The following is a 24,823-nucleotide window of genomic DNA, read 5'->3' on the forward strand; positions in this document are numbered from 1 at the left end:
ATTATACCACTGTTTTGATTCTTCCGTGTTCCACGTGGAACACTCTGTTGTCGCTTCCCGGCATCTCTGGCACAGAGGTCGCTTCGATAGCTGTGACGAGCAACTGGGCCCCGGTGCCGGCCAGTGCAGACATCAGGCGTGCACAGTGTTCTGCATCGAGTTCAGCAGTGATATCGTCAATCAGCACGGTACTGCGCCGCGCCTGTCTTTGTGCCAGCAGACGGGCCTGGCCGAGAACCAGCGCGCTGACCAGGAGCTTTTGCTGGCCACGCGAGAGTCGCTCTTTGGCCGCGACCGTACCGCGCTTGAAAACCAGGTCTGCACGCTGTGGCCCGTAGCGGGTAAAGCCCTGTTGACGGTCCTGTTCAACGTCGCGGCTCAAGATGGCGGCCAGAGGCTCCTGCGTATCCCAACCCGGACGATAATCCAGGCTGATGTCATCGACATCGAGCATTTCCTGCACGCTTTGCAGCAGGATCGGCCGCAGAGCGTCAACATACGTCTCGCGCATCCGATGTAACTGTATTGCGGCCTCGGACATTTCCGCTTCCCAGGCCCGTGTGTCGACACGACGTTGTTTAAGCGCCGCATTACGTTGCTTCAGGGCCCGCATGTAATGTTGCCAGTTGGCAAAGAAACCGTGTTCCACGTGAAACACCCCCCAGTCGAGAAACTTCCTGCGATAGACGGGACCTTCGTCAATAAGATTGAAGCTTTGCTGGTTAATGAGCTGAAGGGGGATAATCTCGGCTAGCTGGGCGCTGCTGCGGGCGTTTTTCCCGTCAACACGCAGGATTCGCCCCTGTTTACCGGCTTGTCTGACTTGCGCCATCCCGGCTGTAATCAACGCCCCACTATCGGATCGAATCCTTGCGCTGAGCGTAAACTGGCCCTGTCCGGCCTGGATAACGTGCTGGACCCGGCTGGTACGAAAAGACCTTCCCATGCCCAGAAGATATATAGCCTCAAGTAGACTGGTTTTACCGCTGGCATTGGCACCCACAATGACATTGAATTGCTCGCCAAACTCCAGGCGAGCCTGGCTGATGTTGCGCAGATGCTGGATATCCAGGCGTGCGATAGTCATTTAGCCAACAACCTGGTAGATAGGTGAAACAAAAAAACGTTTAGAGGCGCATGGGCATAACAACGTATTTGCATTGACCCGCGGTTTCGCCAGCGGCGGTGATTAAACAACTACTGTTTGCGTCACTGAAGGCAATCTGGACTTTGTCGGTGCTGATGGCATTCAGGGCATCGATGACATAATTGACATTAAAGCCGATTTCGAGGGCGTCATTATTGTACTCAACCTCGATCTCTTCCTCGGCTTCTTCCTGTTCCGGGTTGTTGGCAACAATGCGCAAGGCATTGGTATCCAGCAACAGGCGGATACCGCGGTATTTTTCGTTCGAGAGAATCGAAGCGCGCGAAAGCGCGTTGCGCAGTAATTCGCGTTCACCGACAAGTAATTTGTCCGTTTTATCTGGCAGAACCCTTTGATAATCCGGGAATTTTCCATCAATCAGCTTTGAAGTGTAGATCAGGTCATTGATACTGAGACGAATATGATTATTACCGACCTCGACCCTGACCACAGCAGAATCGTCTTCCAGTAAACGACCAAGCTCGGTTACGCCCTTACGTGGCAAGATAATCTGGCGGTCATTACCACCCTCGATGTTGCAGGCGTGTTCGCACATGGCCAGGCGATGCCCGTCTGTGGCAACACTTCGCAAAGTGCCCTCTGCGAGCTCCAGCATCAGGCCATTCAGGTAATAACGCACGTCCTGCTGCGCCATGGCAAACGCGGTATGGTCGATCAAAGACTTCAGGTCCTGCTGTGGAATCACAAAACCGAGGCTGTCCGCGACAGCCTCGATATTCGGAAAATCACCGGCAGGCAGGGTTGATAAGGTAAAACGACTTTTGCCCGCACGCAGGGTGGCACGCTCACCGTCCACCGATAAGCTGATCTTCGCCCCTTCGGGTAAGGTGCGGCAGATATCCATGAATTTCCTGGCTGGCAGGGTAGTTTCACCATTCTCTGCTGATTCAACAACCGCGGTGGCGACCATTTCGACTTCCAGATCGGTGGCTGTTAGTGTCAGTTGTTGGCCATCACATTGAATTAACACATGTGACAGGATCGGCAGGGTCTGTCTACGTTCGACAACACCGCATATGGTTTGCAAGGGCTTTAACAGGGCCTCGCGTTGAATGGTGAAATTCATATTTCTTATCCTGATTAGTTATTAATATAGTATATATATTATATTTATTATTATTGTTATTAGTCCGGCGTCAATCTGTGGAGAACCCTTTTTTATACTTATATTTCAGTATGTTATAAACGACCAAGCTTTGTTAGTAACTTATGTACACAAGTTTATAAGTTGTGTATGAATTGTGGATAAGTATGTTCCCAAAGTTATCCACAGCGCTATACACAGCTTGTCAACATCATGTCGACAGGGTTCTTAACAGGTTGGCATAATCCTCGTTAATCCGGTTATCTGATTCCTTCAATTCAAGCACTTTTCGGCAGGCATGCAAAACCGTGGTGTGATCACGACCACCGAAGGCGTCACCAATTTCCGGCAGGCTGTGGCTGGTGAGCTCCTTTGCCAGGGCCATAGCTATCTGCCGCGGCCGGGTAATCGAACGTGTGCGACTCTTGGAGTGTAAATCCGCAACGCGAATTTTGTAATACTCGGCCACCGTCTTCTGGATATTATCAATATTCACCAGGCGTTCCTGCATGGCGAGCAGGTCTTTCAGGGATTCCTTGGCAAAATCAACCGTAATGGCCTTGCCCATGAAATGTGCGTTGGCGATTACGCGGCGCAAAGCGCCCTCCAGTTCCCGCACATTGGAGTGAATACGCTTGGCAATGAAGAAGGCCACTTCGCGGGGCAGGTTTACCTGGGCATGTTCCGCCTTGCTCATGAGAATGGCGGCCCGGGTCTCCAGTTCAGGTGGCTCGATAGCCACGGTCAGGCCCCAGCCAAAACGTGATTTCAGGCGTTCCTCGAGGCCATTGACCTCTTTCGGGTAGCGATCACAAGTCATGATCACCTGCATCTGTCTTTCCAGCAAGGCATTGAATGTATGAAAGAATTCTTCTTGTGAACGCTCTTTGCGGGCAAAAAACTGGATATCATCGATCAGCAGGGCATCCAGGCTGCGGTAATAACGCTTGAATTCGTTAATCGCATTGTGTTGCAGTGCCTTGACCATATCGGCAACAAAACGCTCGGAGTGCAGGTACATGACCCGCGCGTTCGGATTATGCTTGACGATCAGGTTACCGACAGCGTGCATGAGGTGGGTCTTGCCCAGACCGACACCCCCATAAATAAGTAATGGATTGTAGGCGCCGCCGGAATTCTCCCCTACCTGGGTCGAGGCCGCGCGCGCCAGCTGATTGGACTTGCCCTCAACAAAGTTGTCAAAGGTGAAGGACTTGTTCAGGGCGTTAAAATGTTGCGGCAAGGCATCCTCGCGCGGCCGGCTACTGGCCAATGCCTGCTCCGAGCGTGTCGCTGCCTTGTCAGTAACACGGCGACTGCCTATCTCGAGCAAAATCGCCGGAGTGGCACCATTTGCCAGACGGTTAGCAATATCAATGATTTGCGGCAGGAATTGCTCATTGACCCAGTCCAGCACAAAGCGATTGGGGGCAAGCAGCCGCAGGCTATCGTGATCCTCTACCGCATGCAGGGGGCGGATCCAGGTATTGAACTGTTCAGCGGTGAGTTCATCTTCGAGCAGATGCAGACAGTCTTGCCACAGTGGAGCGGACACGGACGAGAGGTTCCCCTTGATTATTCTTCGAGTAAAGCCCGCAGTTTAACGCTGCGAGGCAAAGTTATCCACAGTCGTGTTTGTTGCTGATTTTAGGTAAAAAAGTTGACAGTCGAGGCCATCAGGCAGTACATTACGCTGCTTTTCCGCCCTCGGCCACAAGGTCCTGGGGATTTTTGACCAAACACAGATACCGACAGGCACTGACATGAAAAGAACATTTCAGCCAAGCACACTGAAGCGCAAGCGTAACCATGGCTTCCGTGCCCGCATGGCCACCAAGAACGGCCGCAAAATCATCAATGCACGCCGCGCCAAGGGCCGCGCTGTACTGAGCGCCTGATACAGGTGCCGATACGGCGACCACGTGGCCGCCGTCAGCCCTGTAGGCAGATGTAAGCGAGTGAATGAGACCGGCTTTAGTCGTCGCCTTCGGCTTACCTGCCCTGCGGACTATCAGCGTGTTTTTAAACAGGCCTGTAAGTCCAGCAGCCCGGAGTTCACGGTCCTGGCGGTGCCTAACCAGCAAACTTATCCACGCCTGGGATTGGCCATTGCTAAAAAACATGTACGTCTAGCGGCTGATCGAAACCGCATCAAGCGACTCATACGAGAAAGTTTTCGCCACCATCAGGCTCTGTTGTCCGGACTTGATATCGTGGTTCTGGCCCGCAAGGGTGTGGATAATAGCAGCAACGACACCGTTTACAGCGCGTTGCACAAACACTGGAAGGTTCTTGACCAGCAATGCAAAGAATCCTGATTAGCCTGATTCGTTTTTACCAACTGGTCGTCAGCCCGTGGGTCGGCCAGCAGTGTCGTTTTTATCCGACCTGTTCCTGTTATGCTCATACCGCAATTGAACGACATGGCAGCTTGCGCGGCGTTTACCTTGCAATTCGCCGTATCCTGCGTTGTCATCCCTGGCACCCCGGCGGTATGGACCCGGTCCCTGAATTAAACGAGTTAAAGAAGAAGTAAAAGATGGATACATTCCGCACAATGCTTTATGCCGCCCTTGCCCTTGTCTTGTTTATGATGTGGCAGGCATGGGAGAAAGATTACGGCCAGGCCACCACGGTACCGACCGCTGCCCAGACGAATAGCACACAGACCAGCGATGCCGCCGCGAGAGACGTACCGCAGGCACCTGCTAGCTCGGGGGGCCGCATGACCAGCGCCCCGGATGTGGCAGTTAGCAGCAGTAAACGCATCAAGGTGCATACCGATGTTTATGACATCGAGCTTGATACACGGGGCGGCGATATCAAGAAGGCCTATCTTCTAAATTACCCGACGACTGCCAGGCAGCCGGATCAGCCATTCCCGTTAATGAATGACGGTTCGCCCAACCTGTTTATTAGCCAGAGTGGCCTTTTGGGTGACGGCGCGCCGAATCACGCGGCACGCTACAGCAGCCCGGTCGATCAATACCGTCTCCAGGAAGGTCAGGACAAACTTGAAGTGACCCTGCAGTGGCGAAATGAGCGGGGCCTGGTGGTTGATAAGGTGTATACCTTTTATCGTGGTCGTTACGACTTTGATCTTGAATACCGGGTTGCTAATCACTCCGCCACGGCCTGGCAAGGCAGTATGTACCGGCAGTTCAAGCGTACCGAGGATACCGGTATTGAACAGTCACGCTTCCTCTATACCTACACTGGTGGCGTAATCTCGACGCAGGAGAAGCCGTACGAGAAGATAACTTTCGATGACATGAAAGACGAAACGCTGAAGAAAGATATTGAACAGGGCTGGGTCGCCATGATCCAGCATTACTTTGTTGGCGCCTGGATCGGTGACAAGAACGATACCCACCATGCCTATACAAAGGTTTCTGATGGCAATAAGTATGTCATCGGCATGATTACGCCGACGGCGGCCATTGCCCCTGGTAGTAATGGCACCATCAAGACGCGTGCGTATATCGGACCGAAGCTGCAGGATCATCTGGCAGAAGTCGCGCCGCACCTGGAACTGACGGTCGATTACGGTTGGCTGACGATCCTCGCGGAACCGATCTTCTGGGTCATGAAATGGATTCATTCGGTGGTCGGCAACTGGGGCTGGACAATCATCCTCCTGACGATCCTGATCAAGTTGATGTTCTACAAACTGTCAGAGACCAGCTACAAGTCGATGGCCAACCTGCGTCGAGTGCACCCACGCCTGCAAGGCCTGAAAGAACGTTATGGCGATGACAAGCAGGGCATGCAAAAGGCCATGATGAAGATCTACCAGGAAGAGAAGATCAACCCGCTTGGTGGTTGTTTACCTATCCTGGTGCAGATCCCGGTCTTTATCGCCTTGTACTGGGTGTTGCTGGAAAGCGTCGAGATGCGTCAGGCGCCCTTTATCCTCTGGCTGGATGATCTGTCCAGCAAAGACCCGTATTACATCCTGCCGTTGCTCATGGGTGCATCGATGCTGATTCAGCAGAAACTGAATCCATCGCCACTGGACCCGGTACAGGCGAAGATCATGATGATGTTGCCAGTCGTGTTTACGGTGTTCTTTGCCTTCTTCCCGTCCGGCCTGGTGCTGTACTGGGTAACAAACAACGTGCTTTCGATTACACAGCAGTGGGTGATTACAAAACGTATCGCCGGCTAACGCCATGCATTGACCGGGACAAAGGGATGCGCGCATGAGTAACGAGACCATAGCCGCCCTGGCGACACCACCCGGTCGCGGGGGCATCGGTATCGTCCGCGTCTCCGGGCCGGGTGTGACCACGATTGCCACGGCCCTGCTCGGTGACCTGCCGCCGCCGCGAAAGGCAGTGTTACGGCATTTCCGTGATGTCCGGCAACAGAGCATCGACGAGGGTGTGGCCCTGTATTTCCCCGCCCCACACTCCTTTACCGGCGAAGATATCCTTGAACTGCAGGGCCACGGTGGCCCCGTGGTCATGGATATGCTGCTCGCCGAGGTGTGTCAACTGGGCGCCCGCCCGGCCCGGCCCGGTGAATTCTCCGAACGCGCCTTCATGAATGACCGCATCGATCTGGCCCAGGCTGAAGCGATTGCCGATCTGATCGACAGCGGCAGTAGCCAGGCGGCCCGCGCGGCCCTGCGCTCGCTCGACGGCGAGTTCTCCCGGCAGGTGCAGGCGCTTGCGGAAGAGATGCTGCGCTTGCGCATTTATGTTGAGGCAGCCATCGACTTTCCCGAAGAAGAGATCGACTTCCTCGCCGCCGACAAGGTGCACCACGATGTAGAGGCGTTGTCTGCTTCGCTGCAAGCGCTGATGGCAAATGCCCAACAGGGTTGTGTGTTGCGCGAGGGCCTTGTGCTCGTCATCGCCGGGCTGCCCAACGCGGGCAAATCGAGCCTTTTGAATGCCCTGGCAGCGCGTGACACCGCCATTGTCACCGAGATTCCCGGTACCACGCGGGATATCCTGCGTGAGACGATCCAGATCGACGGCCTGCCATTGCAGATTATTGATACAGCCGGTCTGCGCGAGGCCGGTGATATTGTCGAACAGGAAGGCATTCGCCGCGCCTGGCAAGAGATAGAAAGAGCCGATCGAATCCTGTTCGTGGTTGATGACCAGGAAGGCATGACAGCCGGGGCAAAGAGATTATTTGCGCAGTTGCCGGAGGGCTTGCCGGTAACCATGGTGCATAACAAGATCGACCTGAGCCGGCATGCCCCCGGGATGCTCAGGGATGAACAGGGCGAGCATAGCTATATATCGGCCAGGGGCGGGCTTGGGATTGATAGCCTGAAGACCCATCTAAAGGATTGCGCGGGCTATCGCGAAACCACGACCGATACGTTTAGTGCCCGCCGCCGCCATCTCGATGCCCTGCGCCGGGCCCGTGAACTGGTGGAACATGGCCAACAGCAACTGGCGCAGGCACAGGCCGGGGAGCTGCTCGCCGAGGACCTGCGCCAGGCCCACCAGGCGCTGGGTGAGATTACCGGAGAATGCCGCAGCGATGACCTGCTCGGCGCGATTTTTAGCAGTTTCTGTATAGGCAAGTAAGGTCGGTATACTATTTAGATGAAGGTACACGAGACATTTGATGTAATTGTGATCGGCGGCGGCCATGCCGGCACCGAGGCGGCGCTGGCTGCGGCACGCACAGGCGCGCGCACCCTGCTGCTGACACATAACATCGACACGCTGGGGCAGATGAGCTGCAACCCGGCTATCGGCGGTATCGGCAAGGGCCATCTGGTTAAAGAGGTGGATGCCCTCGGCGGCCTGATGGCGCATGCCATCGACCAGGGCGGCATCCAGTTCCGCACCCTGAATGCCAGCAAGGGCCCGGCCGTGCGCGCGACCCGTGCGCAGGCCGACCGGGTGCTTTACAAGAATGCCGTGCGCACGGCACTGGAAAACCAGCCGAACCTGTCGATTTTCCAGCAGGCGGTGGACGACCTGATTGTCGAGGGTGAACAGGTCACTGGCGTTGTCACACAAATGGGCCTGCGTTTTGGCGGCCGCGCCGTGGTGCTGACAGTCGGGACCTTCCTTGGTGGCCGGATCCATATTGGTGAGGCCAATTACCAGGGCGGTCGCGCCGGTGACCCGCCTGCCAATGCCCTGTCTGCTCGTCTGCGCGACCTGCCGTTCAGGGTGGAACGCCTGAAGACCGGTACACCGCCGCGTATTGATGGCCGCACAATCAATTATGCCGGCCTGGCCAGCCAGGACGGCGATACGCCCGCGCCGGTGTTCTCATTCACGGGTTCGGTCGATGAACACCCGCAACAGTTACCCTGTCATATCACCTATACAAGTGTGCAGACCCACGATCTTATTCGTAACGGTCTGCACCGGTCGCCAATGTATACCGGCGTCATTGAAGGGATCGGGCCACGTTATTGCCCGTCGATTGAAGACAAGATTGTGCGTTTTGCCGACAAGGATTCGCACCAGATCTTTATCGAGCCCGAAGGCCTGAATACGCACGAGGTTTACCCGAACGGCATTTCGACCAGTCTGCCGTTTGATGTCCAGTATGAATTCGTGCGTTCTATCAAGGGATTCGAGAATGCCCATATCACGCGCCCGGGATATGCGATTGAATATGATTTTTTTGATCCGCGTGATCTGAAGCCGTCACTGGAAACCCGGCATATCCACGGCCTGTTCTTTGCCGGCCAGATCAACGGCACCACCGGTTATGAAGAGGCCGCCGCGCAGGGTCTGGTTGCCGGCCTGAACGCCGCCCGACAGACCCGCGAACAGGCGCCCTGGACACCCCGTCGTGATGAGGCCTACCTGGGTGTGCTCATTGATGACCTTGTTACCTGTGGCACAAACGAGCCCTATCGCATGTTTACCAGCCGTGCCGAGTATCGCCTGCTATTACGCGAAGACAATGCCGATCTGCGTCTGACCACAGCCGGTCGGGAGATGGGTCTTGTCGATGATGCACGCTGGCGTGCATTTGAGGCCAAGCGCGAGGCCGTAGAACAGGAACAACAGCGCCTGCGCAGTACCTGGTTGCGTCCTGCCAGCGTAGCGGATACCGACATGTTGCGTGTGCTCGGCCAGACGCTTGCGCGCGAGGCATCCCTGATGGACTTGTTGCGGCGTCCGGAGGTGACTTATGACCTGCTCACCAGCTTGCCCGGCGCAGGCCCGGCGGTGGCCGATCAGGTCGTCGCGGAACAGGTGCAGGTGCAGGCCAAGTATGCCGGCTATATTGATCGCCAGCGCGATGAGATCGCGCGCCTGCGTCGCAACGAAACCCGATCATTGCCCGAGGACTTTGATTATGCCAAGGTCACGGGTCTGTCGACCGAAATCGCACAGAAATTCACGGCGCAGCAGCCCACAACTATTGCCCAGGCCTCGCGAATTCCCGGAGTGACGCCGGCGGCGATTTCGTTATTATTGGTGCATCTGAAAAAAGGTGAACGCAGACAGGCATAAGTAAAGAAACTCATTGCCCTCGATGCGGTCAGACAGATTGAGCAGCAGGCGCCTGGTGATCAAGCGCCTGCAAGATTAATGGAAGGTAAAACGAAAAAAGAGGAACTCAGCATGAAGAAGATCGTACTGTTAGGCATCATGATAATGATGAGCAACCTGGTTGTTGCGGATGAGCAGGGTCTGGTTAGCAAAAAGAGCCAGCATAGCGTCAAGGTAACCCTTGATCGCCTGGAAAATGTGTTAAAGAAAAAGGGCATTACTATCGTCACGCGCTGGAGTCACGATGAGGGCGCGAAGAAAGTCGGTATCCCCCTGCGGCCGACCGAGTTACTGATCTTTGGTAACCCGAAACTCGGTTCACACATGTTCACGAGTAAGCAGACGGCCGGGATCGACCTGCCCTTGAAGGCGCTGGCCTGGGAAGATGCAAAGGGCCAGGTCTGGTTGACCTATAACGACCCGCAGTATGTGGCGGACAGGCACGGCATCGAGGATCGCGCAGAGGTGGTCAAGAAGATGACCGGCGCCCTGGATAAAATGAGCGATGTCGCCACGCAGGCAGACGCCAGCAAGAAGTAAGTACCCACTTCAATAAGGATGCAATATGTCTCTGGCCAGTGCGCTTGCCCAAGGGTTACAAACGATGCAATGCGCCCTGGACGGAGACCAGCAGTCTGCGCTGCTGGCGTATATAGCGTTACTCGAAAAGTGGAACAAGGTATATAACCTGACCGCGGTTCGTGACCCGGTGCAGATGGTGCCACAGCACCTGCTCGATGCCCTGAGTATCCGCCCATATTTAGCCGGCACCCGTATCCTCGACGTCGGCACCGGCGCTGGTTTGCCCGGCATCCCGCTGGCGATTGCTGAACCCGGGCGTGAATTTGTATTACTCGACAGCGCCCTGAAACGAACCCGTTTTGTCACCCAGGCGGTGGGCGAACTCGGCCTGCAGAATGTCGAGGTTATCCAGGCGCGGGTAGAGTCCTACCAGCCCCCGGAGCTTTTTGACACGATTACCTCGCGAGCCTTTACCGCCACCGAAGACTTTGTCGCCGCCACCGGGCACTTGCTGACGGTCGACGGCCAGTTGCTGGCCATGAAAGGCAAATTGCCCGAACAGGAAATCAATAAGTTGCCAAACCAATGGCTCTGCAAGGCGTATAAACTCGCCGTGCCCGGCGTGGTCGGCGAACGTCATGTCCTGCAAATTAAGCGCAATCTTTGAACAGATCTCCTTGCAAGTTGGAGGCCCAGAGCGGAAACTACTCAGCCCGATTGAGGGGATCCCGGATTAAACAAGCTTACAAGAGTGTTGAACAAACACCATGAGTCGAATTTTTGCCATCACAAATCAGAAAGGCGGCGTCGGTAAAACCACGACCTGCGTGAATCTGGCTGCCTCACTGGCGGCGACGAAGCGCCGCGTCCTGCTGATTGATCTTGACCCGCAAGGCAATGCGACAATGGGCTGCGGGATCGACAAGCACGAGCTTGAGCACTCGGTGTGTGATGTCTTGCTTGGCGAAGCCACGATTGCCCAGACCCGCCAGGATACAGAGTTGAAAGGCCTGACCGTGGTACCCAGTAACAGCGACCTGACGGCCGCGGAAGTGGCCCTGATGACGACCGATGGTCGTGAACGACGTTTGCGCGAGGCATTGGCAGAAGTAAGCAGTGACTACGACTATGTGCTGATTGACTGCCCACCGTCGCTGAACATGCTGACCCTGAATGCCCTGGCTGCGGCACAGGGCGTCATTATCCCGATGCAGTGCGAGTATTATGCACTGGAGGGTCTGTCTGCCCTGGTCGAGACCATTGAGCAGATCCGTGCCAGCATCAACCCGGGGCTGCAGATAGAAGGCCTTTTACGTACCATGTTTGACCCGCGTAACAAGCTGGCCAACGATGTCTCCAATCAGCTCATGACGCACTTTGGCGATCGGGTGTATCGGACCCTGGTACCAAGAAACGTGCGTCTCGCGGAGGCACCGAGCCACGGCATGCCGGTGATTGTGTATGACAAGGCATCGCGCGGTGCGCAGGCGTATCTGGCCCTGGCGGGCGAGATTTTGCGTCGAGAACAACAACCCGTCGTCGATATGGCCGGCGGTTAGTAAGCGTTTACTAGCAGGAATACCAAGAAGATGGCAACAAGAAAACGTGGACTCGGCCGAGGCCTTGATGCATTGCTCGGCAGTGCCGGCAACCCCGCTACTATCGAACAAGCGTCAAAAGAAAGCGACCTGCGAGAGATTCCGGTTGACCTGATGCAGCGTGGCAAGTACCAGCCACGTGTCGATATGCATACCGAGAGTCTGCAGGAACTGGCCGATTCCATCCGTGCCCAGGGCGTGGTGCAACCCATCGTGGTACGCCCGATCGGCGGCGGCAAGTACGAGATTATCGCCGGTGAGCGTCGCTGGCGGGCCTCGCAAATGGCCGGGCTGCATGAGATCCCGGCCGTGGTGCGCGATGTGCCGGATTCCGCGGCCATCGCCATGGCCCTTATCGAGAATATTCAGCGTGAAGACCTGAATCCCCTCGAGGAGGCCCATGCCCTGCAACGCCTGATTGATGAGTTCGAGATGACGCACCAGCAGGCCTCCGAGGCAGTGGGGCGTTCCCGGGCTGCCGTTTCGAACCTGTTGCGCCTGCAGGAGTTGAATGAAGAGGTACAGCGTTTACTTGAGCGTGGCGAGTTAGGCATGGGCCACGCGCGCGCATTGCTGGGCCTGAGAGGGCCGGCACAGACTGCGGCGGCCCAGCAGGTGGTTAAGCGCGCCCTTTCCGTGCGCGAGACTGAACATCTGGTACGCAGGGAAAGCGAGAAGGTAAAACGCATCAAGTCGGCGGCGACCACCCATATCGACCCGGATATTCGCCGTTTTCAGGAAGACCTGTCCGCCAGGCTGGGTGCCAGGGTGCAGATACAGCACGGCGACAAGGGCAAAGGCAAATTGAGCATCCAGTATAATAGTCTTGATGAACTTGAAGGGATCCTTGGCCACATCAAGTAAGGTCCGGTAACCGTGGCCAGCCAGCCACGCTGTTAATATTGTTTAACAAAAATACCCCTACTTTACCTTATCTATCATTGACCCTGCCGGCGCGAAACTTTATACTTCGCGCGCTCGTATTGAAAGGCATTAAAGTCATTTTTCACGCTCCTTTTGCAGCAAAAAGGACGCCTCGCTCAAGGGCAGGTACTGGACCTTCATACGAATCGAATCAACGGCCCGCGTAAATGCGTAGACAACTGATTTATATAGTAATCCTTGTTGTCATTGTGGCCGCAATCGCCGGCCGGCTATGGTCCTGGCCTGGCATGGCCGCAGCGCTGCTGGGTGGTTCGATAACCTTGATTAACGTGCTTTTGCAGCACTGGGCCTTGCGCAAGGCGGAACGCCAGGCGCGAGCCAACGCAGAACACAACCTGCGCATCATGATGCGATGCGCAATGGAAAGATTCGTAGTAACGATTGCCCTGTTTGCCCTCGGTATGGGGATATTGAAGCTGCCGCCGCTGGCCCTGATCGCCGGTTTCGTCGTGGCGCTCACAGGACAATATGTTGCTGGACCCAATTCTAGAACTTGAGATGAAAAGGCAATGGCTGGAGATACGCTTACTTCTACGGGCTACATCAAGCATCACCTGCAAAATCTGACTTACGGCCGGCACCCTGACGGCAGCTGGGGCCTGGCACACGGCGCCGAGCAGGCCAAGGAAATGGGGTTTTGGGCAATTCACGTGGACACGATGTTCTGGTCCATTTCGCTGGGTGTCCTGTTTTTATTCTTCTTCCACAAGGCGGCCAGGAAGGCGAGCACAGATGCGCCCAGCGGCTTGCTGAACTTCGTGGAATGGATTGTTGAATTTATCGACACCAGTGTGCGCGGTTCCTTTACGGCGAGAAACAACCTGGTCGCGCCGCTGTCACTGACCATCTTCATCTGGATCTTCCTCATGAACTTTATGGATCTGATCCCGGTTGACTGGATTCCGTATGTTTCGCAGATGGTCGGCATCGAGTACATGAAGGTCGTGCCGTCGACTGACCCGAATTCCACCTTCGGTATGGCCTTTGCCGTGTTCTTCCTGGTCCTCTTCTACAGCGTGAAGGTGAAGGGCATCGGCGGTTTTATGGGTGAACTGACCTTGATGCCGTTTCAGTCGAGCAACAAGGTTGTGCAGATATTGTTCATCCCGATTAACTTTATCCTTGAATTCGTGTCGCTGATTGCCAAGCCTATTTCGCTGGCGCTGCGACTGTTCGGTAACATGTATGCCGGTGAAATGATTTTCATCCTCATCGCGCTGATGTTTAACGCCGGACTTGTGCTGGGTGTCTTTGGTGGCCTGCTGCAGCTTGGCTGGGCTATTTTCCACATTCTGATTATTACGCTGCAGGCATTTATCTTTATGACCCTGACCATCGTATATATGGAAATGGCACATCACGACCACTAATCAACAAGATTTATTTTTTTAACTTTAATACTTACTGAACGAACAGGAGATAATCATGGAACAAGCACTGCTCTACATCGCTGGCGCATTGATGATGGGTCTGGGTGCACTGGGTGCAGCCGTTGGTATCGGCGTACTGGGTGGCCGCTTTCTTGAAGGTGCGGCACGTCAGCCTGAGCTGATTCCAATGCTGCGGACACAGTTCTTTATTGTTATGGGTCTGGTTGACGCTGTACCAATGATCGCTGTTGGTATCGCCATGTACGTACTCTTTGCTGTTGCCGCCTAAGGCGATTGCAGAGAATCAATAACCGAATAAACCCAAGGGTTCCGGTATGAATATTAACCTTACCTTGATCGGTCAATCGCTGACGTTCTTCGTATTCGTCTGGTTCTGCATGAAGTTTGTGTGGCCACCAATCATGAATGCCCTGCACGAACGCAAGACAAAGATCGCCGATGGTCTCGCCGCCGCCGAGCATGGGCAGCATGAACAGGAGCTGGCCAAGAAACGTGCCAGTGAAGTGTTGCATGACGCCAAGCAGAACGCCGCCGATATCATCAACCAGGCACAAAAGCGTGCCGGCGAAATTGTCGAAGAGTCAAAGACCGATGCGCGTGCCGAGGGTCAACGCCTGCTCACCGCTGCGAAAGCCGAGATTGACCAGGAAGTACAACGCGCCAAGGAGGCGCTGCGTGCGGAACTGGGCATGATCGTGATTAGCGGTGCTGAAAAGGTCCTTGAGCGTGAAGTCGATGCGAGTGTGCATGACGACATGATCAAGAAACTCGCAACGCAAATTTAATTCGAGAGACTGGATAATGTCTGAACTCATTACTGTCGCACGGCCTTATGCGCAGGCTGCATTTGACCTGGCGCGTGAAACCAGGGCGTTATCGCGCTGGTCTGATTCCCTGGCATTTGCCGCCGCCGTGGCCGCTGACGAGAGCATGGCGGAAGCGGTTGAGAATCCGGCGCTGACAGTCGAGCAGCGCGCTGAGCTGTTTATTTCAGTTTGTGCGGATTACCTGGATGAAAACGGTCGGAACTTTATCCGTCTGCTGGCTGAAAACGGTCGTTTGCCTGCCCTGCCGGAAATCGCCGGGCTGTATGAAAAGCTGCGTTCGGAAGAGGAAGGCAGTATTGAGGCCAGAGTGATATCTGCCCGGCCACTGAATGACGCTCAACAAGCCGATATAATTGCCGCGCTGAAGAAACGCTTTGCGCGTGAAATCACGCTGCAGTGTGAGACGGATGAAAGCATGCTGGGTGGCGCAATTATTCGCGCCGGAGATACAGTGATTGACGGTTCAATGCGCGGGCGTCTCGAGAAATTCGCGACCGCTCTGGTATAAAGATTTTTTAAAGGTAACAGCATCGAGTGGGCGGCATTGCCAAGCACTTGTGGGGATAAACTTATGCAGCAACTGAATCCATCAGAAATCAGCGAGCTGATTAAACAGCGCATTCAGAGCTTTGAAGCTCGTGCTGAAGCTCGTACTGAAGGTACTGTCGTCAGCTTGACTGACGGTATTGTCCGCATCCACGGCCTAGACGACGTGATGCAGGGTGAAATGATCGAGTTCCCTGGCGGGACCTTCGGCATGGCCCTTAACCTCGAGCGCGACTCGGTAGGCGCCGTGGTGCTTGGTGATTACAAGCACATCACTGAAGGTGACAAGGCAAAATGTACCGGCCGTATTCTTGAAGTACCGGTCGGTGAAGGCCTGCTGGGCCGCGTTGTCGATTCGCTCGGTAACCCTATCGACGGCAAGGGCGACATCGTCGCCGATGGTACCGCACCGATTGAAAAGGTTGCCCCGGGCGTGATTGAACGCAAGTCAGTCGACCAGCCGGTGCAAACCGGGCTGAAGGCAATCGATGCCATGGTGCCGGTGGGTCGCGGTCAACGCGAGCTGATTATTGGTGACCGCCAGACCGGTAAGACGGCTGTCGCGATTGACGCCATCATCAACCAGAAAGACACGGGCGTTAAGTGCGTCTACGTGGCGGTCGGGCAGAAGGCCTCTTCCATCGCCGGCGTGGTTCGCAAGCTGGAAGAACACGGCGCGCTTGACCACACCATCATCGTTGCCGCGCCTGCCTCTGACTCGGCCGCCATGCAGTACATTGGTCCTTACGCGGGCTGTACCATGGGCGAGTATTTCCGTGACCGTGGTGAAGATGCACTGATTGTTTATGATGATTTGACCAAGCAGGCCTGGGCCTACCGTCAGGTTTCCCTGTTGCTGAAGCGGCCACCGGGTCGTGAAGCCTACCCCGGCGATGTTTTCTACCTGCATTCACGCCTGCTGGAACGTGCCGCACGGATTAACGCGAAAGAAGTCGAGCGCCTTACCAATGGTGCGGTGAAGGGCAAGACCGGTTCACTGACCGCCCTGCCTATCATTGAGACCCAGGCCGGCGACGTGTCTGCGTTCGTGCCGACCAATGTGATTTCGATTACTGACGGCCAGATCTTCCTCGAGTCAGACCTGTTTAACGCCGGTATCCGTCCGGCGATTAATGCCGGTCTGTCTGTGTCACGTGTGGGTGGTGCCGCGCAGACCAAGATCATCAAGAAGCTGGGTGGTGGTGTCCGTCTGGCCCTCGCCCAGTATCGTGAGCTGGCTGCGTTTGCGCAGTTTGCTTCCGACCTTGATGAAGCGACACGTAACCAGATCGAACGTGGTATCCGCGTCACAGAGCTGATGAAGCAGGCGCAGTACAGCCCGCTGTCAGTTGCTGAAATGGCGACATCACTGTACGCCGCTAATGAAGGCTACCTGGATGATGTTGACGCCAACAAGATTGTTGATTTCGAAGCCGCCCTGCTGAGCTACATGAGCAGCAGCCAGGCCGCCCTGATCAGCAAGATTAACGAAAGCGGTGACTGGAACGACGAGATCGAGGCCGAACTGAAGGCAGCGATTGAGGACTTCAAGGCTAACCACGCCTTTTAATTCAGGATAAGCGAGCAGAGCAATGGCCGGCGCAAAAGAAATACGCACCAAGATCAAGAGTGTCCAGAATACTCAGAAGATCACCAAGGCAATGGAAATGGTAGCCGCAAGCAAGATGCGCAAGGCGCAGGATCGCATGCAGGCGGCACGCCCGTATGCGGACAAGATGCGTAATGTAATCGGGCATCTTGCAAACGCACATCCCGAATACAAGCATCCCTACCTCATTGAGCGGGAGGCAAACCGGGTCGGCTATATAGTTGTTTCATCCGACCGTGGTCTGTGTGGTGGTCTGAACATCAACATGTTCAAGACAGTGCTTGCTTCGATGCGGGAATGGACAAATAAAGGCGTCGATATTGATGTCTGCACGGTGGGCAAGAAGGCAGCGAGCTTTTTCTCGCGTATCGGCGGCAACATCGTTTCCGAGATTTCAGGAATTGGCGACACGCCGCGTGCTCATGAACTGATCGGGTCAGTCAAGGTGATGCTGGATGCCTATGATGAGGGCAAGATTGACCGCCTCTACCTCGTGTTTAATGATTTTGTGAACACCATGACCCAGCAGGCCCACGTTGAACAGATCCTGCCCCTGGTGTCGACGGCAGACGAAGAACTCGAATACCACTGGGACTACATCTATGAGCCTGGTGCCAAGGAAGTGCTTGATGCATTGCTGATGCGTTACGTTGAATCATTGGTGTACCAGGGTGTGGTCGAAAATATTGCCTGTGAGATGTCCGCCCGTATGATTGCGATGAAAAGCGCATCAGACAATGCCGGCGACATTATCAGTGAGCTGCAGCTTGTCTATAACAAGGCACGTCAGGCGGCAATCACACAGGAAATTTCTGAAATCGTCAGTGGCGCAGCCGCTGTCTAGATTTCGGGTTAAAGAATTCAGATTAGAGAGGAAAGTAGCATGAGTCATGGCAACGTTGTGGAAGTCATCGGTGCCGTTGTCGACGTGGAATTCCCACGCGATAGCGTCCCTAAAATCTACGATGCACTGCTCGTCGACGATAAAAAGCTGACGCTGGAAGTGCAGCAGCAGCTGGGCGACGGAATCGTGCGTACCATCGCGATGGGTACAACAGATGGCCTGCGTCGCGGTTTGAGTGTTTCAAACTCCGGTGCGCCGATTAGTGTACCCGTGGGCCAGAAGACACTCGGTCGCATCATGAACGTGCTGGGCGAGCCAGTGGATAACGCCGGTGAAATCGGTGCTGAAAAGAGCATGCCGATCCACCGTGCACCACCTGCCTTTGATGAGCAGGCCGCCTCGGTTGAAATCCTCGAAACCGGTATCAAGGTTATCGACCTTATCATGCCTATCGCCAAGGGCGGCAAGGTTGGTCTGTTCGGCGGCGCCGGCGTGGGTAAAACAGTTACCCTGATGGAACTGATTCGTAACATCGCCGTTGAACACAGTGGTTTCTCCGTGTTCGCCGGTGTCGGTGAACGTACCCGTGAAGGCAACGACTTCTACTACGAAATGGAAGAAGGCGGCGTGCTTGACAAGGTCGCCCTCGTTTACGGCCAGATGAACGAGCCGCCGGGTAACCGTCTGCGCGTAGCACTGACCGGGCTGACCATGGCCGAACATTTCCGTGACGAAGGTCGCGACGTGCTGATGTTTATCGACAACATCTACCGTTACACACTGGCCGGTACCGAAGTATCCGCGCTGCTGGGTCGTATGCCTTCCGCCGTGGGTTACCAGCCTACCCTGGCTGAGGAAATGGGTGTGCTGCAGGAACGTATTACCTCCACCAAGACCGGTTCGATTACCTCATTCCAGGCCGTCTACGTGCCTGCCGATGACTTGACCGACCCGTCACCGGCCACCACCTTTGCTCACCTGGACGCGACTCTCGTGCTGTCACGTCAGATTGCCGAACTGGGTATTTACCCTGCTGTGGACCCGCTTGACTCTACTTCACGTCAGCTGGACCCGCTGGTTGTTGGCCAGGATCACTACGACACCGCCCGCGCCGTACAGGGCACCCTGCAGCGTTACAAGGAACTGAAGGACATCATCGCCATTCTGGGTATGGACGAGCTTTCTGAAGATGACAAGCAGACCGTGTCACGCGCGCGCAAGATGCAGCGCTTCCTGTCACAGCCCTTCTTCGTCGCTGAAGTCTTTACCGGTGCACCGGGCAAGTACGTCAGCCTGGCTGAAACGGTTCGTGCCTTTAAGGATATCCTTAGCGGCGAGTACGACACGCTTCCGGAACAGGCCTTTTACATGGTCGGTACAATCGAAGAAGCCGTCGAAAAAGCCAAAACGATATAAGATAGCCGACGAGGCAGAGAAATCATGGCAATGACAATACACGTCGACATCGTTAGTGCGGAAGAGGAAATCTTTTCCGGCACTGCCGAGATGGTCTATGCACCCGCCATCATGGGTGAGGTCGGTATTGCGCCGCGCCACACCCAGATGCTGACCCCGCTGAAGGCGGGTGAAGTACGTCTGCAGACAGAAGGCAAGGAAGAGCAGTTCTTCTACGTCTCTGGTGGCATGCTCGAGGTGCAGCCGCACGTGATAACAGTACTCGCCGACACCGCGCTGCGCGCCAGGGATATTGATGAGGCCGCAGCCCTCGAGGCGAAAAAGCGTGCTGAACAGGCCCTGAAAGACAAAACCGGCAAGATTGACTACGCCAAGGCCCAGGCCGAACTGGCGGAGGCTGTTGCCCAGCTGCGGACCATCGAAAGCCTGCGCAAGAAAAGGCACTAACGCCGGTATCGGCACCAATCTTCCATGAGTGGCACTATTACCCGCAATAAGGTGGTCGATATCACCTACCTCGTCAAAGATGATAGCGGTACGGCCATTGAGCAGAACGACATCCCGGTCAGCTATCTTCACGGCGTACAGGGAGAGCTGCTACCGGCGCTGGAAAAGGCGCTGCAGGGCAAGAAGGTCGGCGACACAATCGAGGTGCTGGTACCTCCCGCCGAGGGCTTTGGTGAATACGACGCGGAGCTGACCTTTACCGATCAGGTTGAGAATGTCCCGCAGGAATACCGTCAGATCGGGGCCCAGGCCCAGTTCGAGAACGACGCAGGCGAGTGCAAGACCTTTGTCGTCAGCAAGCTCGAAGGTGACCAGATTACCTTCGATGGCAACCACCCGTTTGCCGGCAAGACCGTGACCTTCATCGTTAATGTCAAGGCTGTCCGCGATGCCTCCGAACAGGAACTCGCTGAGGGCAGGCCTTCCCGGGACTATGCGCTGGAGACGACAAATCCCCCGCCGCTAGCCGACCGCCATTAAGTGACTTTCATTTGTACATGGCGGTTAATTTAGTAACAATGAAGCCATGACCTGCAACATCATAATTCTCGCGGCCGGTCAGGGTACGCGCATGCGCTCTGCCCTACCCAAGGTCCTGCATAAACTCGCCGACAAGAGCCTGCTCGAACACGTTTGCCAGACAGCAAATACCCTGGCACCGTCACAGTTGAATATCATTTATGGCCACGGTGGTGAGCGGGTCCGGCAAGCCCTTGTCGGCCTGCAAGCCAACTGGATAGAACAGGCCGAGCAGCTGGGCACCGGCCACGCCGTCACGCAGGCCCTGCCATATTTCGAGGATGACGAGACAGTCCTGATCCTGTACGGCGATGTGCCTTTAACCAAACAAGCCACTCTGCATGCCCTGCTTGATCAGGTCACCGCAACAAGCATGGGCCTGCTGACAATCGAATTGCCCGATCCGACAGGCTATGGTCGTATCATACGCGACGCTGCTGGCAAGGTTGAGCGCATCGTTGAACACAAGGATGCAACGGCAGCAGAGCGTGCCATCACCGAGGTAAATACCGGTATGCTGGCCGTTAACGGTGGCCGGTTAAAGGACTGGCTGGGCAAACTCGGAAACGACAATGCCCAGGGTGAGTATTACCTGACCGATATTATCGGTATGGCAGTCGCCGACGGTGTCGAGGTAAAGACCGTGCAGGCGAGCCATCGCTACGAGGTTGAAGGGGTGAACGACCGACTTCAACTGGCCCGCCTGGAACGATATTATCAAAGCATGAAAGCAGAAGAACTGATGCAGGCCGGTGTCACTCTGCGCGACCCGGCACGGCTGGATATACGCGGTGAACTAAAGTGTGGCCAGGATGTACAAATTGACATCAATGTCATTATCGAAGGTCGGGTCAGACTTGGTGATAATGTGCAGATAGGCCCGAATGTCATGCTCAAGGATTGCGTGATTGCCGCAGGTGCCCGTATCGAGGCTAATTGCGTTATCGAGCAGGCCGAGATTGGCGCGAGCAGTATTGTCGGTCCCTTTGCCCGCCTGCGCCCGGGTACGCGGCTGGCGGCAGAATCAAAGGTCGGCAATTTTGTCGAGATCAAGAACGCGACGATTGGCGAGGGCTCCAAGGTTAATCACCTGAGCTATATCGGAGACGCCCGCCTCGGCAAGGATGTGAATATCGGCGCCGGCACCATTACCTGCAATTATGATGGCGCGAACAAGCACCAGACCGTGATTGGCGACAAGGCCTTTATCGGTTCATGCAGCCAGCTGGTCGCCCCGGTCGAGATCGGCTCAAATGCAACAATCGGTGCCGGCTCGACCATCAGCAAAGACGCCCCGGCGGATGCCCTGACGCTAAGCCGCAGTCCGCAAAAGACGCTTAAAAACTGGCAACGGCCGACAAAGAACAAGGAGTAGGAATATGTGCGGAATTGTCGGTGCCATTGCCGAGCGGGATGTCCTGCCGATTCTCATCGAAGGGCTGAAACGCCTGGAATACCGTGGTTATGACTCTGCCGGGGTCGCGCTGATTGATGACCAGGGTTGCCTTGGCCGGGTGCGTAGCATCGGCAAGGTAAGGGAACTGGAAAAGGCGCTGCAAAGCATTCCTGCGAGTGGCCGTATCGGCATCGCGCATACGCGCTGGGCCACGCATGGCAAGCCCAGCGACAATAATGCACATCCGCACGTGTGCAAGAAAAGCGTCGCCATCGTGCACAATGGGATTATCGAAAACCACGAAGAGCTGCGCGCAAAACAGCTGCAGGCCGGGCATCGTTTCACCTCGGATACCGATACTGAGGTCATCGTCCACGCCATCCACGATCAGCTTGAGCAAGGCGCCGATTTGCTCACCGCCGTGCGCGAAACAATCAGTACACTGGAAGGCGCTTTTGCGCTGGGAGTGATCACGAACAGTGAACCCGATCACCTGATTGTGGCGCGGCGCGGCAGTCCCCTGGTTATCGGTCTTGGTCTTGGCGAAAACTTCATTGCCTCGGATGTCGCGGCCCTGTTGCCGGTAACACAGCGCTTCATCATTCTCGAAGAAGGCGACTTCGCCGAGATTACCCGCGACAGCATCAGGATCTTCGATAGCGAAGGTAATGCCGTCGAGCGCGCCGAACGCCAGAGTGAACTCAGTGCGGATGCCGTCGAGCGCGGCAAGTACCGCCACTACATGCAAAAGGAGATCTTTGAACAGCCGCAGGCCATTCAGCAAACCCTTGAGGGCCGCATCGGTGACGGACGCTTACTCGAGGACTGTTTCGGCGCCGGGGCGGCAGCGATTTTTGACAGGGTCAAGGCCATTCAGATTGTTGCCTGTGGCACGAGTTACCATGCCGGCCTGACAGCAAGCTACGGCTTCGAAGAACTGGCCGGACTGCCCTGCAGTGTCGAGGTAGCCAGCGAATTTCGTTACCGCCGACATGTCGTTGGCGAAGACACCCTGTTCGTTACGGTTTCCCAGTCCGGCGAAACCGCCGATACCCTGGCCGCTTTGCGTGAAGCAAAGAAAATGGGTTACGCCCATACCCTGTCGATTTGTAATGTGCCGGAGAGTTCGCTGGTGCGCGAGTCAGACCTGGTGCTGATGACACGGGCCGGGCCAGAGATCGGGGTGGCCTCGACCAAGGCCTTTACCACCCAACTGGTAGCGTTCCTGCTGCTGGTGATCGCACTGGGACGTCGGCATGGATTGACTGCCGAGACTGAGCACAAAATCGTCGAGCAGCTCGATCACCTGCCGGAGTGGATCGAGCAGGTATTATTATTAAATGACGAGATCGAGGTGCTCTCGCACCAGTTTGCCGACAAGCACCACGCCCTGTTTCTGGGCCGCGGCGCAGAATATCCGGTGGCAATGGAGGGGGCGTTGAAGCTGAAGGAAATCTCCTATATTCACGCCGAGGCCTACCCGGCCGGTGAGCTAAAGCATGGTCCGCTCGCGCTGGTCGATGCCGACATGCCGGTCATTGCCGTGGCGCCAAACGATGCCCTGCTTGACAAACTCAAGGCCAATCTCGAGGAAGTCAGTGCCCGCGGCGGCCAGCTAATCGTGTTTTCCGATGCCGGCAACGGCCTGAACAGCGGGGAACGGATGCAGGTGCTGCGTGTTGCGCCGACCGAACAGGCTGTCTCCCCCATCATCTACAGCGTCCCGCTGCAGCTCCTCGCCTATCACGTCGCGGTCATCAAGGGCACCGATATTGACCAGCCGCGGAACCTCGCCAAATCCGTAACCGTGGAATAATCAATAATACGAAGGTGGATATATGGTAATAAGACTAGTGGAGGAAAGAGATCTTGAGGAGGTAACTGAAATTGGTCATAGCTGGACAATTTCAGGTGAGCATCAGGATTATTCAAATGGTTTTTTAGTATCATCTTTTACGATGAAAGAATATAGAGAGTTTATAAAAAATGCTGAGTATTTCTACTTACTCGAGTATGAAGGAGAAATTCAAGCATTTTTATTGGCTTATAATAGCGATAGTATCTCAGACAATGAGACAGTAAATATTCTGCTCAAAACCAATGTCATTGAGGAATTTATTTTAATAAAACAAATATGTGTGAATAAAAATAGAAAAATAAAAGGTGCGGCAAGTAGACTTTATAACTATTTAAGTGAATTAAGGCCAGAAAGATCCCAGTTGGCCGTTATTGTGCTAGAACCAGTGAATGAGCATTCAATAGCTTTTCATGAAGATAATGGGTTCAGAAAGCTTTGTAATATAATTCCTCCGGCAGACAAAGATGGGGAGATAAGACGCAGAGGAGTATGGTATAGACCGCCAAAGAATCAGCCCGAGCACAGACCTGATATTAGGTACTTGCCAGTAGATAGTGACATAGATGTTTATCCAGTTATCGAGAAACAGGGAATGGCGATAAGTTTATATACCCATGAGGATAATCTTAACTGGACTAAGCTCGGCATGTTGCTAACATTTGTTTTTGCATTAGGCACAGCATTTAACCACTTTATAAATACACCAGTTATATCAACAGTAAGTGTAGTCGAGATTATATTTTTAATACTATTCGGAAATATTATAATAATTACCTTTTTTGTTAAGATCAAAAGCGGCATCAACTACATGGATGCTCATAAATGTAGAATAAAATTATTAGACAAACAGTTACAGGATTATAGTACTTTGCTAGTACCGATCATAAACCATACTAATATTTCTGAGACATCAGCCACAATAAGGTTGATGAAAGTGATTCCAATTTTGTGTGCAATAGGATGGGGGATGCTAAGTATATTGTTGATTTTTCATATTTTCTCATATGTGTAAATATCAATATATAAAGGCTCTTCCCCAGATGTGGTGGGTAAGATTTACCGTATAACACCATCAGGATAAAGATCCAGTCCGCCAAGGTGAA

At 54.7% G+C, this 24,823-nt stretch carries 26 protein-coding genes; 23 read left to right on the forward strand and 3 right to left on the reverse strand.

Annotated features, from left to right (window positions below; genetic code table 11):
- Position 1: 1 nt before the first annotated feature.
- From recF to dnaA, 3 genes are all read right to left on the reverse strand, one after another.
- The gene (gene recF, locus RQ738_RS05880; RefSeq protein WP_314162788.1) at positions 2–1,087 is read right to left on the reverse strand and encodes a DNA replication/repair protein RecF; all 1,086 of its coding nucleotides are present in this window, start codon (positions 1,085–1,087) and stop codon (positions 2–4) included.
- A gap of 40 nt (positions 1,088–1,127) precedes the next feature.
- Positions 1,128–2,234 (reverse strand): DNA polymerase III subunit beta, encoded by a 1,107-nt coding sequence (gene dnaN / locus RQ738_RS05885; protein ID WP_314162789.1) that lies wholly within the window; start codon positions 2,232–2,234, stop codon positions 1,128–1,130.
- Positions 2,235–2,463: 229 nt separating this feature from the next.
- The gene (gene dnaA, locus RQ738_RS05890; RefSeq protein ID WP_314162791.1) at positions 2,464–3,807 is read right to left on the reverse strand and encodes a chromosomal replication initiator protein DnaA; all 1,344 of its coding nucleotides are present in this window, start codon (positions 3,805–3,807) and stop codon (positions 2,464–2,466) included.
- Between the two features lie 208 nt (positions 3,808–4,015).
- Here dnaA and rpmH point away from each other — a divergent pair, with 208 nt between their 5' ends.
- From rpmH to RQ738_RS06005, 23 genes are all read left to right on the forward strand, one after another.
- Positions 4,016–4,150 (forward strand): 50S ribosomal protein L34, encoded by a 135-nt coding sequence (gene rpmH, locus RQ738_RS05895; protein ID WP_126457169.1) that lies wholly within the window; start codon positions 4,016–4,018, stop codon positions 4,148–4,150.
- Between the two features lie 60 nt (positions 4,151–4,210).
- On the forward strand, positions 4,211–4,570 hold the full coding sequence (rnpA, locus tag RQ738_RS05900) for a ribonuclease P protein component (RefSeq protein ID WP_314162792.1): 360 nt from the start codon (positions 4,211–4,213) through the stop codon (positions 4,568–4,570).
- Positions 4,555–4,788 carry a membrane protein insertion efficiency factor YidD gene (gene yidD / locus RQ738_RS05905; protein WP_314162793.1) on the forward strand — a complete coding sequence of 78 codons (234 nt, stop codon included), beginning with the start codon at positions 4,555–4,557 and terminating at the stop codon, positions 4,786–4,788. Before rnpA ends, yidD begins: the two co-directional genes overlap by 16 nt.
- Before the next feature lie 3 nt (positions 4,789–4,791).
- Positions 4,792–6,420, forward strand: coding sequence for a membrane protein insertase YidC (yidC, locus tag RQ738_RS05910; protein ID WP_314162794.1), 1,629 nt, complete (start codon positions 4,792–4,794; stop codon positions 6,418–6,420).
- 34 nt (positions 6,421–6,454) lie between these two features.
- A complete protein-coding gene (gene mnmE / locus RQ738_RS05915; protein ID WP_314162795.1) occupies positions 6,455–7,801 on the forward strand; it encodes a tRNA uridine-5-carboxymethylaminomethyl(34) synthesis GTPase MnmE in 1,347 nt (448 codons plus the stop codon).
- Positions 7,802–7,819: 18 nt separating this feature from the next.
- Positions 7,820–9,703: a tRNA uridine-5-carboxymethylaminomethyl(34) synthesis enzyme MnmG gene (mnmG, locus tag RQ738_RS05920; protein WP_314162796.1), complete on the forward strand. Its 1,884-nt coding sequence runs from the start codon at positions 7,820–7,822 to the stop codon at positions 9,701–9,703.
- Positions 9,704–9,814: 111 nt separating this feature from the next.
- On the forward strand, positions 9,815–10,282 hold the full coding sequence (locus RQ738_RS05925) for a DUF302 domain-containing protein (protein WP_314162797.1): 468 nt from the start codon (positions 9,815–9,817) through the stop codon (positions 10,280–10,282).
- A gap of 25 nt (positions 10,283–10,307) precedes the next feature.
- Positions 10,308–10,931 carry a 16S rRNA (guanine(527)-N(7))-methyltransferase RsmG gene (gene rsmG, locus RQ738_RS05930; protein WP_314162798.1) on the forward strand — a complete coding sequence of 208 codons (624 nt, stop codon included), beginning with the start codon at positions 10,308–10,310 and terminating at the stop codon, positions 10,929–10,931.
- 100 nt (positions 10,932–11,031) lie between these two features.
- Entirely contained in the window at positions 11,032–11,823 is a 792-nt protein-coding gene (locus RQ738_RS05935) for a ParA family protein (RefSeq protein ID WP_314162799.1), read from the forward strand.
- A 30-nt stretch (positions 11,824–11,853) separates the two neighbouring features.
- On the forward strand, positions 11,854–12,726 hold the full coding sequence (locus tag RQ738_RS05940; RefSeq protein ID WP_314162800.1) for a ParB/RepB/Spo0J family partition protein: 873 nt from the start codon (positions 11,854–11,856) through the stop codon (positions 12,724–12,726).
- A 227-nt stretch (positions 12,727–12,953) separates the two neighbouring features.
- Positions 12,954–13,304, forward strand: coding sequence for an ATP synthase subunit I (locus RQ738_RS05945; protein ID WP_314162801.1), 351 nt, complete (start codon positions 12,954–12,956; stop codon positions 13,302–13,304).
- 12 nt (positions 13,305–13,316) lie between these two features.
- Positions 13,317–14,177, forward strand: coding sequence for a F0F1 ATP synthase subunit A (gene atpB, locus RQ738_RS05950; protein WP_314162802.1), 861 nt, complete (start codon positions 13,317–13,319; stop codon positions 14,175–14,177).
- 55 nt (positions 14,178–14,232) lie between these two features.
- Positions 14,233–14,466, forward strand: coding sequence for a F0F1 ATP synthase subunit C (gene atpE, locus RQ738_RS05955; RefSeq protein ID WP_314162803.1), 234 nt, complete (start codon positions 14,233–14,235; stop codon positions 14,464–14,466).
- A gap of 46 nt (positions 14,467–14,512) precedes the next feature.
- Positions 14,513–14,983 carry a F0F1 ATP synthase subunit B gene (locus RQ738_RS05960; RefSeq protein WP_314162804.1) on the forward strand — a complete coding sequence of 157 codons (471 nt, stop codon included), beginning with the start codon at positions 14,513–14,515 and terminating at the stop codon, positions 14,981–14,983.
- A gap of 16 nt (positions 14,984–14,999) precedes the next feature.
- Positions 15,000–15,533, forward strand: coding sequence for a F0F1 ATP synthase subunit delta (locus RQ738_RS05965; RefSeq protein ID WP_314162805.1), 534 nt, complete (start codon positions 15,000–15,002; stop codon positions 15,531–15,533).
- Positions 15,534–15,596: 63 nt separating this feature from the next.
- A complete protein-coding gene (atpA, locus tag RQ738_RS05970; protein ID WP_314162806.1) occupies positions 15,597–17,141 on the forward strand; it encodes a F0F1 ATP synthase subunit alpha in 1,545 nt (514 codons plus the stop codon).
- 22 nt (positions 17,142–17,163) lie between these two features.
- Complete coding sequence (gene atpG, locus RQ738_RS05975) at positions 17,164–18,024, forward strand: F0F1 ATP synthase subunit gamma (RefSeq protein WP_314162807.1); 861 nt, start codon at positions 17,164–17,166, stop codon at positions 18,022–18,024.
- A 39-nt stretch (positions 18,025–18,063) separates the two neighbouring features.
- A complete protein-coding gene (atpD, locus tag RQ738_RS05980; RefSeq protein ID WP_314162808.1) occupies positions 18,064–19,440 on the forward strand; it encodes a F0F1 ATP synthase subunit beta in 1,377 nt (458 codons plus the stop codon).
- Positions 19,441–19,464: 24 nt separating this feature from the next.
- Complete coding sequence (locus RQ738_RS05985) at positions 19,465–19,887, forward strand: F0F1 ATP synthase subunit epsilon (protein ID WP_314162809.1); 423 nt, start codon at positions 19,465–19,467, stop codon at positions 19,885–19,887.
- A gap of 24 nt (positions 19,888–19,911) precedes the next feature.
- Complete coding sequence (locus tag RQ738_RS05990; protein WP_314162810.1) at positions 19,912–20,427, forward strand: peptidylprolyl isomerase; 516 nt, start codon at positions 19,912–19,914, stop codon at positions 20,425–20,427.
- Between the two features lie 46 nt (positions 20,428–20,473).
- Complete coding sequence (glmU, locus tag RQ738_RS05995) at positions 20,474–21,841, forward strand: bifunctional UDP-N-acetylglucosamine diphosphorylase/glucosamine-1-phosphate N-acetyltransferase GlmU (RefSeq protein WP_314162811.1); 1,368 nt, start codon at positions 20,474–20,476, stop codon at positions 21,839–21,841.
- Between the two features lie 4 nt (positions 21,842–21,845).
- Positions 21,846–23,678 (forward strand): glutamine--fructose-6-phosphate transaminase (isomerizing), encoded by a 1,833-nt coding sequence (glmS, locus tag RQ738_RS06000; protein WP_314162812.1) that lies wholly within the window; start codon positions 21,846–21,848, stop codon positions 23,676–23,678.
- Between the two features lie 22 nt (positions 23,679–23,700).
- On the forward strand, positions 23,701–24,732 hold the full coding sequence (locus RQ738_RS06005) for a GNAT family N-acetyltransferase (protein WP_314162813.1): 1,032 nt from the start codon (positions 23,701–23,703) through the stop codon (positions 24,730–24,732).
- Positions 24,733–24,823 lie beyond the last annotated feature (91 nt).

This window comes from Sulfuriflexus sp. (genome assembly GCF_032250955.1).
Lineage (GTDB): Bacteria > Pseudomonadota > Gammaproteobacteria > AKS1 > AKS1 > Sulfuriflexus.